This is a genomic window from Acidovorax sp. BLS4, from assembly GCF_032929295.1.
In the GTDB taxonomy this organism is placed as follows: domain Bacteria; phylum Pseudomonadota; class Gammaproteobacteria; order Burkholderiales; family Burkholderiaceae_C; genus Paracidovorax.
Genome location: NZ_CP136797.1, coordinates 1,066,473 through 1,079,345 on the forward strand (window position 1 = coordinate 1,066,473; position 12,873 = coordinate 1,079,345).

11 protein-coding genes are annotated in these 12,873 nt (G+C 70.5%); 5 read left to right on the forward strand and 6 right to left on the reverse strand.

Translation table 11 applies throughout. The features are described from left to right. Positions 1–29: 29 nt before the first annotated feature. The 4 genes from R1Z03_RS04995 to R1Z03_RS05010 form a co-directional block, all read right to left on the reverse strand. Positions 30–773: an amino acid ABC transporter ATP-binding protein gene (locus R1Z03_RS04995; RefSeq protein ID WP_272565886.1), complete on the reverse strand. Its 744-nt coding sequence runs from the start codon at positions 771–773 to the stop codon at positions 30–32. Further along, positions 770–1,552, reverse strand: coding sequence for an amino acid ABC transporter permease (locus tag R1Z03_RS05000; RefSeq protein WP_317357379.1), 783 nt, complete (start codon positions 1,550–1,552; stop codon positions 770–772). The genes R1Z03_RS04995 and R1Z03_RS05000 overlap by 4 nt, the downstream gene beginning before the upstream one ends. Positions 1,553–1,585: 33 nt before the next feature. Next, complete coding sequence (locus R1Z03_RS05005; protein ID WP_272565884.1) at positions 1,586–2,350, reverse strand: ABC transporter substrate-binding protein; 765 nt, start codon at positions 2,348–2,350, stop codon at positions 1,586–1,588. A 202-nt stretch (positions 2,351–2,552) separates the two neighbouring features. After that, entirely contained in the window at positions 2,553–3,311 is a 759-nt protein-coding gene (locus tag R1Z03_RS05010; RefSeq protein WP_284394620.1) for a TSUP family transporter, read from the reverse strand. Between the two features lie 414 nt (positions 3,312–3,725). Between R1Z03_RS05010 and R1Z03_RS05015 the strand changes: the two genes are divergently transcribed. Further along, entirely contained in the window at positions 3,726–4,664 is a 939-nt protein-coding gene (locus R1Z03_RS05015) for a hypothetical protein (RefSeq protein ID WP_317357383.1), read from the forward strand. 20 nt (positions 4,665–4,684) lie between these two features. On the opposite strand, the gene R1Z03_RS05020 is transcribed toward R1Z03_RS05015, so the two are convergent. After that, complete coding sequence (locus R1Z03_RS05020) at positions 4,685–6,397, reverse strand: GMC family oxidoreductase N-terminal domain-containing protein (protein ID WP_317357386.1); 1,713 nt, start codon at positions 6,395–6,397, stop codon at positions 4,685–4,687. A 257-nt stretch (positions 6,398–6,654) separates the two neighbouring features. On the opposite strand from R1Z03_RS05020, the gene R1Z03_RS05025 reads away from it, so the two are divergent. Genes R1Z03_RS05025 through R1Z03_RS05040 form a run of 4 tightly spaced genes read left to right on the forward strand, consistent with a single transcriptional unit; the run spans position 6,655 to position 10,316 of the window. Then, positions 6,655–7,785 carry an ABC transporter permease gene (locus R1Z03_RS05025; RefSeq protein ID WP_284410588.1) on the forward strand — a complete coding sequence of 377 codons (1,131 nt, stop codon included), beginning with the start codon at positions 6,655–6,657 and terminating at the stop codon, positions 7,783–7,785. 4 nt (positions 7,786–7,789) lie between these two features. After that, positions 7,790–8,647: an ABC transporter ATP-binding protein gene (locus R1Z03_RS05030; protein WP_272549709.1), complete on the forward strand. Its 858-nt coding sequence runs from the start codon at positions 7,790–7,792 to the stop codon at positions 8,645–8,647. Then, on the forward strand, positions 8,647–9,627 hold the full coding sequence (locus tag R1Z03_RS05035) for an MlaD family protein (RefSeq protein ID WP_284407833.1): 981 nt from the start codon (positions 8,647–8,649) through the stop codon (positions 9,625–9,627). Before R1Z03_RS05030 ends, R1Z03_RS05035 begins: the two co-directional genes overlap by 1 nt. Positions 9,628–9,653: 26 nt before the next feature. After that, on the forward strand, positions 9,654–10,316 hold the full coding sequence (locus R1Z03_RS05040) for an ABC-type transport auxiliary lipoprotein family protein (RefSeq protein WP_317357391.1): 663 nt from the start codon (positions 9,654–9,656) through the stop codon (positions 10,314–10,316). A gap of 51 nt (positions 10,317–10,367) precedes the next feature. On the opposite strand, the gene R1Z03_RS05045 is transcribed toward R1Z03_RS05040, so the two are convergent. Then, positions 10,368–12,770 (reverse strand): TonB-dependent siderophore receptor, encoded by a 2,403-nt coding sequence (locus R1Z03_RS05045; protein WP_317357393.1) that lies wholly within the window; start codon positions 12,768–12,770, stop codon positions 10,368–10,370. Positions 12,771–12,873 lie beyond the last annotated feature (103 nt).

Sequence of the window (12,873 nt, forward strand, 5' to 3'; positions counted from 1 at the left end):
CGGGAAGGGGAGGCGTGCGCCTCCCCGGTTCACGCACCCATGCGGCCGATGAAGGCGCGGATGCGGTCGCTGGCGGGGTTGCCGAAGAACTCGGCTGGCGGCGCGTCGTGCGCGATGCGGCCCTGGTCGAAGAACATCACGCGGTCGGCCACCTCGCGCGCAAAGCCCATCTCGTGCGTGACCACGATCATGGTCATGCCGCCACGGGCCAGTTCGCGCATGACGTCCAGCACCTCCTGCACCATCTCGGGGTCGAGGGCGGAGGTGGGTTCGTCGAACAGCATCACCTTGGGCGCCATGGCCAGCGCGCGGGCGATCGCCACGCGCTGCTGCTGCCCGCCCGACAGCTGCCACGGGTACTTGTGCGCATGGTCCTGCATGCCCACGCGCTTGAGCAGCGCCATGGCCTGTTCGTTGGCCTTGGCGCGCGGGGTGCGGTGGATGCGGCGGGGCGCCAGCGTCACGTTGTCCAGCACGCTCATGTGGCCGAACAGGTTGAACTGCTGGAACACCATGCCGACCTCGCTGCGCTGCTTTTGCAGCGTGCGCTGGTCGTCCGTCACCTCGGTGCCGCCGATGGTGATGCGGCCGCTGTCGTGGGGCTCCAGCCGGTTGATGGCCCGCAGCAGCGTGCTCTTGCCCGAGCCCGAGGCGCCGATGATGACCGTCACCTCGCCGGTGTTGAAGGTGGTGGACACCTCCTTGAGCACCTGGTGCGCGCCGAACGACTTGCACACGCAGTCGGCGACGATGTAGGGCGTGGCCTGGCTCATTGCGCCCGTCCTTCCACGTCGAAGCGGTATTCGACGGCGTTGGAGATCTGCGTGACCAGCGTGGTCAGCAGCAGGTAGGCGATGGCCACGGTGGAGAGCGTCGCGATGGGCTGGAAGGTCGCCGACTGGATGCGGTTGCCCACGTTGGTCAGCTCCACCACGCCGATGGCGTAGGCCAGCGACGAGTCCTTGAGCAGCGCCACGAAGTTGCTCACCAGCGGGGGCAGCGAGATCTTGAAGGCCTGCGGAAACACCACGTCGAAGAACACGTGCAGGCGCGACAGGCCCAGGGCCCGCGCCGCCTCGGTCTGCCCGCGCGGCACGGCCAGCAGTCCGGCGCGCACCGCCTCGGCGTTGTAGGCACCCACGTTCAGGCCCAGCGCCACCACGGCGGCGGCGAAGTCGGGCAGGTTCAGCCCCGGCACCAGCACCGGCAGCGCGAAGTACACGAAGAGGATCTGCACCAGCAGCGGCGTGCCGCGGATGACCCAGATGTAGAACCCGGCGACCCAGCGCAGCGCGATCCAGCGCGAGGTGCGGGCCAGCGCGGCGCTGGTGCCCAGCACCAGGCCCACGCTGCCGCTCACCAGGGTGAGCCACAGCGTGGTGCGCGCGCCGTCGGAGAACGCCTGGGCGTTCGGTCCGATCGGGTCAGGCAGGAAGGAAAGCAGCTGGCCCAGCAGGGCCAGCGCCAACACCATCAGCAGCAGGGCGGAGACCAGCGTCGCATTGCTGCGGTGCTGGCGCGTCCAGTGCTGTGGCCACAGAGCATTGAGCATGGAAGGAAGGCGGTCCGAAGCCGGCGCCGCGGCTTATGGCGCGCAGCGGACGTCTTCGTTGAAGTACTTCTGGGACACGGCGGCGTAGCTGCCATCGGCCAGCACTTCGGCAAAGGCCTTGTTCCATGCGTCGGCCAGGCCGGTGTTGCCCTTGGAGACGGCGGGTGCGATCTTCTCGATGAAGAGCATGTCGCCCAGCTTCAGGCCCGCCTTGGGGTTCTTGGCGACCACTTCCTTGGCCACGAACTTGTCGGTCACCCAGGCATCGACGCGCTTGGAGGTGAGCGCGCTGCGGGCGTCCACGTCGGTGGGGAAGTTCTTCATTTCCTTGATGCCGGCAACCTTCTGCACGTTCTCCAGGTAGCTGGTGCCGGTCTGCACGGCGACGATCTTGCCGGTGAGGTCCTTGGCGGTGCGGATCTTGGGGTCGGTGGCGATGATCATGCCGCCCGAGCAGTAGTGGGGCGTGGCGAAGGTGACGGCCTTGGCGCGCTCTTCGGTCACGCCGTGCGAGGCGATGACGGCATCCCAGCGGTCCTGCGCCAGGCCGGTCAGCAGGGCATCGAAGCCCAGCGTCTTCCATTCGACCTTCAGGCCCATCTTCTTGGCGACCAGGTTGGCCACTTCGATCTCGAAGCCGGTGAGCTGGGTGCCCTGGAAATAGTTGAAGGGCGCGAACTGGCCTTCGGTGGCGATGATGATCTTGCCGTCCTTCTTGACGGCCTCCAGCGTGCGGGCCTGCACGGAAAAAGCGGCACACATTGCCACTACGGTGGCGATCGTCTTGAACATCTTCATCTCTGTTGTTCCTGCGCAGGGTGGTTTCAGGTACAAAAAATCCGGCTTGGCGGTTAGCGAAGCCGGAGCCAGCGGCCAGTGGGCCGCCCGCGGGACGGGCAGTCACGGGATTGCCACATTATAAAAGGCGTGCATGAGGCCATGCACACCCGCAAACCCTGAGCCGGAGCGCAAAAAAACGGGCCCGCTTGGGCTTTTTTTCTCAGCGCAGGAAGGCGTCGTAGCCCGTCTTGAGAATGAGCGCGCTGACCACCACGATGAAGATGCCGCGCACGAAGCCCGTGCCGTGCTTGAGCGCCATGTGCGTGCCGATGACGCTGCCCACCACGTTGGCCACCGCCAGTGGCACCGCGAAGTGCCACCACACGTGCCCCTTGGCCGCGAACAGGATGATGGCCGCCACGTTGGTGGCCAGGTTCAGCAGCTTGGCCGACACCGAGGCGTTCAGGAAGTCGTAGCCCAGCAGCCGCACGAACAGGAAGACGAAGAAGCTGCCCGTGCCCGGCCCGAAGAAGCCGTCGTAGAAACCCACCACCAGCCCGATGGCGCAGGCCAGGCGTGTCTCGATCCGGCCCTCGAAGCGCGGGGTGTGGTGGCGCCCCAGGTCCTTGCGGGCCAGCGTGTACAGCAGCACGGCCAGCAGGATCAGCGGCAGCAGCTTGCGCAGCGAATCCGCCGAGATCACCGTCACCGTCCAGGCGCCGGCAAACGCCCCGATGAAGCCCGCCGCGGCGGCCGGCAGCATCGCCTGCCAGCGCATCTGCACGCGGCGGCTGTACTGCCAGGTGGCGATGCCCGTGCCCCAGATGGAGGCGCTTTTGTTGGTGCCCAGCAGCGTGGCGGGCGGTGCGTTGGGAAACGTGGCGAACAGGGCGGGCACGAGGATGAGGCCGCCGCCCCCGACGATAGCGTCCACGAAGCCGGCCAGCAGCGACGCCAGAGAAACAATGATCCATTCCATCCCCCGATTGTCGGGGCTGCCGCAGGGCGGAACGGGGACGAAGGGGCGATTCGTGCGTGCCGGCGCGCAGCGAACCGGCCAAGGGAACGGGCAAAGAAAAAGCGCCGGGGTCGCCGGCGCTTTGTAAAAAAGGCATCTTATAGGGGGATGCTCGGAATGGTTTGTTCGACTTCGAGATGTCTCCTCGGTCCCCTCGTTCGACGCGACGGGCGCGTTTTCGAGTGGTTGAACTGTAACGAGTGCACCCTGCTGGTGCATTGGTGGTTTCCCGCACCCCGTTCTGGGGCAGCGTGGCGAAGCTCCTGCGGGATGGGCGAAGCACGGGCGCGGCAGCCGTTGGTTTTTACGGGGCATTGATGCGCGTTTTGATTCAATCGGCGGGCGTTTCGCTTCCCTCTCCAAGGCCTGTTCGCCATGACCGATCTTTCGCTTCGCCGCACCCTCTCCGCGCCGGCGGCCCTGGCCGCCCATTGCCCGGCCGCCCCCGCGCGGCCGGCATTGCCTGCCGCCGCGCCTGCGCTGCGCCGAACCGCTTCCGCCCCAGCCGGCCTGCGGGCCCGCGGTGCATCGCCGGCCCCGCAGCCGGGTGCGAGCCTGTCGCCCCGTGCCGCGCTGTTGCCCCGGGCCGCCTCGGCACCGGCGGCGCTGGGCGCCAGGAGGGTGGAAACGGACCGGCCCGCCGGCCCGGCGGTGGAGCGGATCGGCGCCCCGGAAGATGCTGCCGCCGTACCCACTGAAGCCGCCGCGCCACGGCCGTCCGGATCGCCCTGGAGCGCGGTGCGCACCGCGTCGGCCTGGAGCGCCCCGGTGGTGGATGCCGCCGCGGCGGCGCTGTCCCTGGCGTCGGCCCGGCTGGCCGCCGTGCCCCGCGCCGCGCAGGCCACGGCGGCGGTCAGCGGCAGCCTGTGGGCGGGCGCTGCAATGGTGGGCGAGGTCGGCAACGTGCCGTACCGCGCCTGGACCACCGGGGCGAACGCCTTCGCCGTGGTGGCGGGCGGGCTGAGCGCCGCCGCCCCCTTCACGCTGGGGCCGATGCAGCGCGCGATCGCCTACGGCTCCGCCGGTGCCTGGGCCGCGAGCGGCGCGGCGATGGCGCTCGGCGCCGTGGGCACGGGGGCCACCCATGCGGCCACGGGGCTGCTGCAGGGCGTGAGCGGCATCGCCAACCTGGCCGCGGCCGGCTTGAGCGCGGCGGCCGTCCAGGCGTCGGGCCGCGATGCCGGGCAGGCCGTGCGGCTGCAGACGGCGTCTTCCGCCCTGTGGCTCGCGGGCTCGGCCGCGGCGGTGGGGGCGGTCTGGGCGAAGACGGCGCAGCCGCACCGCGAGCCGCAGGCCGATCCCGAGCGCGGCTGAGCGCGTCCCCGCAAGGCGGATCAGCGCGTTGCGGCGGCCACCGCTTCTGCCCCGGGCGCCTCGGCCCGCGCCGCCTGCCGGATCCATTCGGCGGCCTTCTCGGCCAGCATCAGCGTGGGCGAGTTGGTGTTGCCGCTGGTGATGGTGGGCATGGCGCCCGCATCCACCACGCGCAGGCCGTCGATGCCGCGCACGCGCAACTGCGAATCCAGCACCGCCATCGGGTCGCCGTCGCGGCCCATGCGCGTCGTGCCCACGGGGTGGAAGATGGTGGTGGCGATGTCGCCGGCCAGCCGCGCCAGGTCCTCGTCGGTCTCGAACTGCACGCCGGGCTTCCATTCCTCGGGCCGGTAGGGCGCCAGCGCCGGCTGGGCGACGATGCGGCGCGTCACGCGCAGGCTGTCGGCGGCGACCTGGCGGTCCTCGGGCGTGCTCAGGTAGTTGGGCGCGATGGCCGGCGCGGTGCGGAAGTCGGGGCCCTTGATGTGCACGGTGCCCCGGCTGGTGGGGTTCAGGTTGCACACGCTGGCGGTGAAGGCGGGAAAGGCGTGCAGCGGTTCGCCGAAGGCCTCCAGCGACAGCGGCTGCACGTGGTATTCGAGGTTGGGGTGGGCCTGGTCGGGCGAGCTGCGCGTGAAGGCGCCCAGCTGCGACGGCGCCATGCTCATGGGCCCGCTGCGCTTGAAGGCGTATTCGAGCCCGATCTTCGCCTTGCCCAGCCAGCTGCCGGCCAGCATGTTGAGCGTGGGCACGCCGTTCACCTTGAACACCGCGCGGATCTGCAGGTGGTCCTGCAGGTTGGCGCCCACGCCGGGCAGGTCGTGCACCACGTCGATGCCGTGCTGGCGCAGCAGCGCCGCCGGGCCGATGCCCGACAGCTGCAGCAGCTGCGGCGAGTTGACCGCGCCCGCGCTCAGCACCACCTCGCGCGTGGCGTGGGCAGTGACCATCTCCTCGCCGGTCCACACCTGCACGCCGGTGCAGCGGCGCGAGCCGTCGGGCTGCGTGTCGATCAGCAGCCGGGTGGCCTGTGCGGCGGTCCACATCTCGAAGTTGGGCCGCCCGTAGCAGGTGGGGCGCAGGAAGGCCTTGGCGGTGTTCCAACGCCATCCGGCCTTCTGGTTGACCTCGAAGTAGCCCACGCCTTCGTTGTCGCCGCCGTTGAAATCGTCGGTGGCCGGAATGCCGGCCTGCTGCGCCGCCTGGGCGAAGGCGTCCAGCACGTCCCAGCGCAGGCGCTGCTTTTCCACGCGCCACTCGCCGGTGCTGCCGGTGGTCTTGCTGCCGTGCAGGCGCTTGAAGGCCTCGGTCGCGGACGCGGGCTGGTCCAGGCGCCAGTGGTCCTCGTGGCGGCGGAAATAGGGCAGGGCGTGTTCCCAGCGCCAGGCGTCGTCGCCCGTGATCTCGGCCCACTGGTCGTAGTCGCGCGCCTGGCCGCGCATGTAGATCATGCCGTTGATGCTGCTGCAGCCGCCCAGCGTCTTGCCGCGCGGGTAGCGCAGGCTGCGGCCGTTCAGGCCCGCGTCGGGCTCGGTGTGGTACAGCCAGTCGGTGCGCGGGTTGCCGATGCAGTACAGGTAGCCGACCGGGATGTGGATCCAGTGGTAGTCGTCCTTGCGGCCGGCCTCGATGAGGAGCACGCGGTGGCGGCCGCCGGCGCTCAGGCGGTTGCACAGCAGGGCGCCGGCCGTGCCGCCGCCGATGATGATGTAGTCGAAAGTGGTGTCGCTCATGGAGGCTGTTGGACGTTGAACACGTTCCCGGGGCATTGCGGCAGTGCCGGTCCATTGTGCGTAGCGCCGTGCCGCTGTCGATAGGGAAACAGCCAATTGCTATTATTTTTGTAGCTATATGCCCTAGAAGATATTGTGCTGGAGGGCATTTTGATCATAATTCACGCGGCCCGTGCCCTGCGCAGGGACGCGTTCTGCGCTGACGCGCCCGGGCCCATCCGCTCCGCTACCATGCACAGCTTCTCCCGCCCCCCTCCATGACCGAAGACGACAGCCAGCCCCGCATCACCCGAGACGACACGCCCGACGGCCCCTGTGCGGTGTTGCACGGCCGCTGGGGTGCGGCGGAACTGGGCACGCGCCGCCACTGGCGCGCCCTGTCGGCCCAGCTGTCCGAAACGCGGGGCGGCCCGGCCATCGGCTGGGACCTGCGCAGCCTGCAATGGCTGGACCACGTGGGCGCGCAGCTGCTGTGGAACCACTGGGGCCGCGACTGGCCCGAGCGGCTGGCGCTCGACGACAGCCAGCGCGACATGCTCGAGCGCGTGGCCGAATTCAGCACCACCCGCCCGCCCGACACACCCTGGCGGCTGGCCGAGCAGGTGGACCGGCTCGGCGTGCAGGTGCTGCACGCCCTGTCCCACATGCGCCACCTGCTCGAACTGGTGGGGCAGCTCTTCATCGACATCTTCCGGGCCGCCCGCTCGCCGCGCCGCGCGCCCTGGCGCGACATGTCGGGCCACCTGTACCGCATGGGCGCCACGGCGATGCCCATCACGGCCATCGTGGGCTTTCTCATCGGCGTGGTGCTGGCCTACCTGATGTCGCTGCAGCTGCGGCAGTTCGGCGCCGAGTCGTTCATCGTCAACATCCTGGGCATTTCATTGATCCGCGAGCTGGGGCCCATGCTCGCGGCCATCCTCGTGGCAGGGCGCTCGGGCTCGGCCATCACGGCGCAGATCGGCGTGATGCGCGTCACCGAGGAACTCGACGCCATGCGCGTCATGGGCATTCCGCACGGCTTTCGCCTCGTCATGCCGCGCGCCGTGGCGCTGGCCGTGGCCATGCCGCTGATCGCCGTGTGGACCACGCTGTGCGCGCTGGCTGGCGGCATGCTCGCGGCCGACCTCGCGCTGGGCGTGTCGCCCGCCTACTTCGTGCAGGCGCTGCCCAACGCGGTGAGCTTTCCCAACCTGGTGATGGCGGTGGCCAAGTCGGTGGTGTTCGGCGTGTCCATCGCGCTCATCGGCTGCCACTGGGGCCTGCGCGTCAAGCCCAACACGCAGAGCCTGGGCGAGGGCACGACGGCTTCGGTGGTGAGCTCCATCACCATGGTGATCATCGTGGACGCGCTGTTCGCCATCGCGTTCAAGAATCTCGGGATCTGACGCCATGGACGACACCTCGCTCATCCCCGCCCCCGCCGCGCACACCGCGCCGCAGGCCCCGCCCGCCGACGCGCCGCCGGTGGTCGAGATCAAGGGGCTGTCCACCGTGTTCGGCAAGGGCAAGGAGGCCTTCGCCGTGCACGAGAACCTCGACCTCACCGTGCGCCGCGGCGAAATGCTGGCCCTGGTGGGCGGCTCGGGCACGGGCAAGACCGTGCTGCTGCGCCAGATGCTGGGCCTCACGCGGCCTGCCAAGGGCGAGGTGACGGTGCTGGGCCGCCCCGCCGCCGAGATGGGCCGCGCCGGCGCCGCCAGCCGCGTGGGCATGCTGTTCCAGCAAGGCGCGCTGTTTTCCGCCTTCAACGTGCTCGACAACGTGGCTTTCGCGCTGCGCGAGCAGGGCACGCTGCCGGGCGATCTGGTCTGCGATGCGGCCATGGTCAAGCTGCAGATGGTGGGGCTGAAGCCCGAGCACGCCACGCGCATGCCGGCCGACCTGTCGGGCGGCATGATCAAGCGCGTGGCCCTGGCGCGCGCGCTCATCATGGATCCGCCCCTGCTGCTGCTGGACGAGCCCACCGCGGGCCTGGACCCCAACAGCTCCGACGATTTCTGCGAACTGCTGCGCGAGCTGCGCGCCGCCCTGGGCCTGACCGTGGTGATGGTCACGCACGACCTGGACACGCTGTTCGCGCTCAGCACGCGCGTGGCTGTGCTGGCCGAAAAGAAGGTCATCGTCTCCGGCCCCCCGCAGGAGGTCGTGCACTTCGACCACCCGTTCATTCAACATTTCTTTCTCGGCGAACGCGGCCGGCGCGCCATGGCGCCCGCACCGGCTTCGCCCTCGACCAAGGACGCCTGATGGAAAACAAGTCCCACGCCCTCGCTGCGGGCATCTTCGTGGTCGTCGTGGCGGCCCTGCTGGCGGGCCTGGGCCTGTGGCTCACCCGCGACAACACCAGCTACCAGCTCTACGAGCTGTCCAGCAAGCAGAGCGTGGGCGGGCTGCAGCCGCAGGCCGCCGTGCGCTACAAGGGCGTGGCGGTGGGCAAGGTGGTGCGCATCGGCTTCGACCCCGACGTGGCCGGCAACGTGCTGATCCGCATCGCCGTGAGCGACCAGGCGCCCATCACCCCGGCCACCTTCGCCGTGCTGGGCTACCAGGGCGTGACGGGCCTGGCCCACGTGCTGCTGGACGATGGCCAGCAGGCCGAGCCGCCGCTGCCCAAGGGATCGAGCGGCCTGCCGCGCCTGCCCCTCAAGACCTCGCCGTTCGGCCAACTGGCCGAGCAGGGGCCCGCCATCCTCTCGCAGGTGGAAGAGGCCACGGGCCGCATCAACGACCTGCTGAGCGACGACAACCAAAAGCGCATCGCCACCGCCATCGACAACCTGGGCCAGGCCGCCGGCAACGCCAGCGCGCTGATGAAGCGCCTGGACACCACCGTGGTGCAGCGGCTCGACCCCGCGCTGGCCGCCGTGCCCGGCGTGGCCAGCGATGCGCGCGAGACGCTGCAGGCGCTGCGCCAGGCCGGCAGCAGCGCCTCCGCCGCGGCCAACGAAGTGGGCGCCGCCGTCAAGCAGCTGAGCGCCGAGGGTGGCCCCATCGACCAGATCGCCGAGGGCTCCAAGTCGCTGGCCACCGCCGCCGACCGCTTCGGCCGCGTCACGCTGCCGCGCCTGAACCACGCCGCCGACGAGACCTCGCGCGCCGTGCGCCGCCTGGGCCGCACCGCCAGCACCATCAGCGACAACCCGCAGTCGCTCATCTACGGATCGGGCACCGCCGCCGGCGGGCCGGGCGAGCCCGGCTTCGAGGCGCCTGCTGCCGCCAAACCTTGAGAGGGCTTGCCATGGATACTATTAAAATGATAGCTAAACGCCGGCGTTTTCATTGTGCTGGAGCCGTTTTTGGCCTGGCATTCGCCGCCCTGCTGGCCGGCTGCTCGGCGCTGCCCGCACCGCCCGTGCGCGCCGAGGTCTACGACTTCGGCCCCGGCCTGATGGAGGCCGCGCCCTCGGACCGCCGCGCGCCGCTGCCGCCCCTGGCCCTGGCCGACGTGACCACCACCGGCCCCGTCGAGGGCAGCACCGCCGTGCTGTACCGCCTGGCCTACGACGACGCGCGCCGCCTGCGCCCCTACAACCAGGCGCGCTGGAGCCAGCCGCCCGCGCAGCTGGTGCAAAAGGCCGTGCGCGACCAGCTGGGCCTGCGCCGCGCCGTGCTGACAGGCGACGAAGGCGCCGCGCAGATCCTGGAGGGCGGCGCCCTGCCGGCCATTCTGCGCCTGGAGATCGAGGAGTTCAGCCACGTGTTCAGCGCCCCGGCCACCAGCGTGGGACTGGTGCGGCTGCGCGTATCCATCGCCGAGTCCACGCCGGCCGGCGAGAAGCTGCTGGCCCAGCGCGTGTTCCTGGTCCAGCGCCCCGCCGCCACGGCCGATGCGCCCGGCGGCACCCGCGCCCTGGCCGACGCCACGGCCCAGGCCGCGCAGGACATCGGGCAATGGCTGGAGCAGATGGGGCGCTGACCCGTCTCGTTTCGGCCTGCTACCGGCGCTGCGCCCGCGGCGCCCGCCCGGTCAGAAGCTATGCCGCAGCGTCAGCGTCGCATTGCGCGGTGCACCCGGCAGGTTCAGATTGGGGCTGCTGCCGTGGGCCGAGACGATGTAGTTGCGGTCGAACAGGTTGCGCAGGTTCAGCTGCACCGTGGTCGCCTTGCCGATGCGGTACTGCGCCATCGCGTCCACCACCACGTACGACGGCAAGGTCACCGTGTTGCCCGGGTTGGCGAAGCGGTCACCCACGTAGTTGATGCCGCCGCCCACGCTCCAGTTGTCGCCCAGGCGCTGCGTGAGCCACGCCGAGAACGCGTTGCGCGGCGTGATCGTGGCGCGTTTGCCCTGCACCGCCTGGCCGGCGTCGGTGGCCGTGGAGCGGGTGATGCGCGTGTCCAGCAGCGCGTAGCTCAGCGTGGCCTGCAGGCCCGCCGCCAGTTCGCCCGCCAGCGACAGCTCCAGCCCGCGCGTGCGCTGCGTGCCGATGGGGATCAGCCGGGTGGGCTGTGCCGGGTCGGTGGTCTTGATGTCGGTGCGCTCCAGCTGGAACAGGGAGGCCGTGGCCGTGGCGCGGCCGTCCAGCAGGTCGAGCTTGGCACCCACTTCGTAGTTGGTCGTCTGCTCGGGCTGGATGGCCGTGTTGGTGGCAGACAGCGCGAACATCTCGGCCGAGGGCTGGTAGGAACGGCTCACCGACACGTAGTACGACTGTGCCGCCGTGGGCTGCCACACCAGGCCCGCGCGCGGGCTCCAGGTGGTGTCCGTGCGCTCGAAGTCGCTCTGGCCCGCCAGGCGGTTGTCGGTTTCCTGGCCGAAGCGGTCGTAGCGCAGGCCGGCCAGCACCTTCCACTCGGGCGACAGCGTGATCTGGTCCTGCACGTAGAACGCGCGTGTCAGGTAGCGGTTCAGCGCGCTGGCCGACACGGCCCCGCCGCCGTTGAGCGGCGCCACCGGCAGCACCGGGTTCCACAGGTTCACGTTGCCCAGTGTGCCGCCGGTGAACGAGACCGCATCCTTGTTCTGCTGGCCCAGCTCCAGGCCGTAAAGCACCTCGTGCGCGACGCTGCCGGTGCGCAGGTTCTGGATCAGCTCGGTCTGGTTGAACACGCCGCGCTCGCGCCGGTCCACGCCCGAGCGCGTGAGCGCCACGGTGCCCGCGGCCTCGTTCGTGGTGCCCGCGGGCAGGGTGTTCTGGCGGTCCAGGTCGTAGTGGTAGTAGCGCAGGGCGTTGCGCACGCGCAGCGTATCGGAAAAGCGGTGGCTGAACGTGGCGGTGAACGAGCTGACCGTGGACTCGGACGTGTCCGCATCGCGCGCGTTGGCCGAGCCGAAATAGGTGCCCGCGGGCACGTTGACCGGGCGGCCCTGGTAGGCCGGGATGCCGAAGTCGGTCACGCGCTTGTCGTGCAGGTAGTCGGCCTGCAGCATGAGCGAAGTGGCGCCGTCGGGCTTCCACAGCACCGAAGGGGCGATGGCCTGGCGCTCCAGGAACTGCTGGCTGCGGTAGCTGTTGGCGTCCTCGGCCGCGCCGGTGACGCGCCAGGACCAGTCGCTGCCCGCGGGCGCGCGGCCCACGTCGAACTCGGCGCGCTTGTCGGCCCAGCTGCCCACGCTCAGGGCGATGTCGGACACGTCCGTGCCGGGCTTTTTCGTCACGCGGTTGACCAAGCCGCCGGACGAGCCGCGCCCGTACAGCACGGCGGCGGGGCCCTTCACCACCTCCACCCGCTCGATGTTGGACAGGTCGCGGAAATACAGCGCGTCGTCGCGAAAGCCGTCCACGAACTGGTCGCCGATGCTGGTGAAGCCGCGGATGCTGACCTGGTCGCGCTGGCCGTCGCCATGCGACAGGCCCACGCCCGCCACGTTGCGCAGGGTGTCCTGCATCGAGGTCGCGCCCTGGTCGCGGATCACCTGCTGCGGCACCACGTCGATGGTCTGCGGCACGTCGCGCAGCGGGGCCTCGGTCTTGGTGCCGCTGGCGGACGAAGCGGCGTTGTAGGCCGTGTCCTCGCCACGCGCCGCCTGCACGCGCACCTCGCTCATCGTGGCGCCGGCCGCCGCACCCGCGGCCCCCGGGGTGCCACCGGCGGGGGCGGTGCCCGCGCGTTCCACCGTGAAGGTGCGGGCATCCTGCGTGCGCACCACCAGCCCGGTGCCGGCGACCAGGCGCTGCAGCGCATCGCGCACCTCCAGCGTGCCCCGCACCGCCGGCGCCTGCTGGCCCTGGGCGATGTCGGTGACGAACACGATCTGCACGCCGCTCTGGCGCGCCAGGGCGTTCAATGACTGCGCCAGGGGCTGGGCGGGCAGGTCCACCGCGACGGGCTGGGCCTGGGCGGCGGCGGTGGCGGCGATGCACAGCGCGGCGGCCAGCGCGGCCCAGCGGGCGCGGTGTGGCGGGCGGCGGTGTTGGGGGATCGGCATGGAGGCTCCTGGAAAGAAATCGGTCAAGACACAAAAAAAGGGACGGCGGGCGGGCAGGGCGCGCCCGTCCCCCTGTGAGCCGATGCGGCGGGCGGGTTTGTAC

Excerpts from the sequence above, each read along its gene's own strand:
- R1Z03_RS04995 (WP_272565886.1), bottom strand. The coding sequence starts at position 773 with ATGAGCCAGGCCACGCCCTACATCGTCGCCGACTGCGTGTGCAAGTCG.
- R1Z03_RS05000 (WP_317357379.1), bottom strand. The coding sequence starts at position 1,552 with ATGCTCAATGCTCTGTGGCCACAGCACTGGACGCGCCAGCACCGCAGC.
- R1Z03_RS05005 (WP_272565884.1), bottom strand. The coding sequence starts at position 2,350 with ATGAAGATGTTCAAGACGATCGCCACCGTAGTGGCAATGTGTGCCGCT.
- R1Z03_RS05010 (WP_284394620.1), bottom strand. The coding sequence starts at position 3,311 with ATGGAATGGATCATTGTTTCTCTGGCGTCGCTGCTGGCCGGCTTCGTG.
- R1Z03_RS05015 (WP_317357383.1), top strand. The coding sequence starts at position 3,726 with ATGACCGATCTTTCGCTTCGCCGCACCCTCTCCGCGCCGGCGGCCCTG.
- R1Z03_RS05020 (WP_317357386.1), bottom strand. The coding sequence starts at position 6,397 with ATGAGCGACACCACTTTCGACTACATCATCATCGGCGGCGGCACGGCC.
- R1Z03_RS05025 (WP_284410588.1), top strand. The coding sequence starts at position 6,655 with ATGACCGAAGACGACAGCCAGCCCCGCATCACCCGAGACGACACGCCC.
- R1Z03_RS05030 (WP_272549709.1), top strand. The coding sequence starts at position 7,790 with ATGGACGACACCTCGCTCATCCCCGCCCCCGCCGCGCACACCGCGCCG.
- R1Z03_RS05035 (WP_284407833.1), top strand. The coding sequence starts at position 8,647 with ATGGAAAACAAGTCCCACGCCCTCGCTGCGGGCATCTTCGTGGTCGTC.
- R1Z03_RS05040 (WP_317357391.1), top strand. The coding sequence starts at position 9,654 with ATGATAGCTAAACGCCGGCGTTTTCATTGTGCTGGAGCCGTTTTTGGC.
- R1Z03_RS05045 (WP_317357393.1), bottom strand. The coding sequence starts at position 12,770 with ATGCCGATCCCCCAACACCGCCGCCCGCCACACCGCGCCCGCTGGGCC.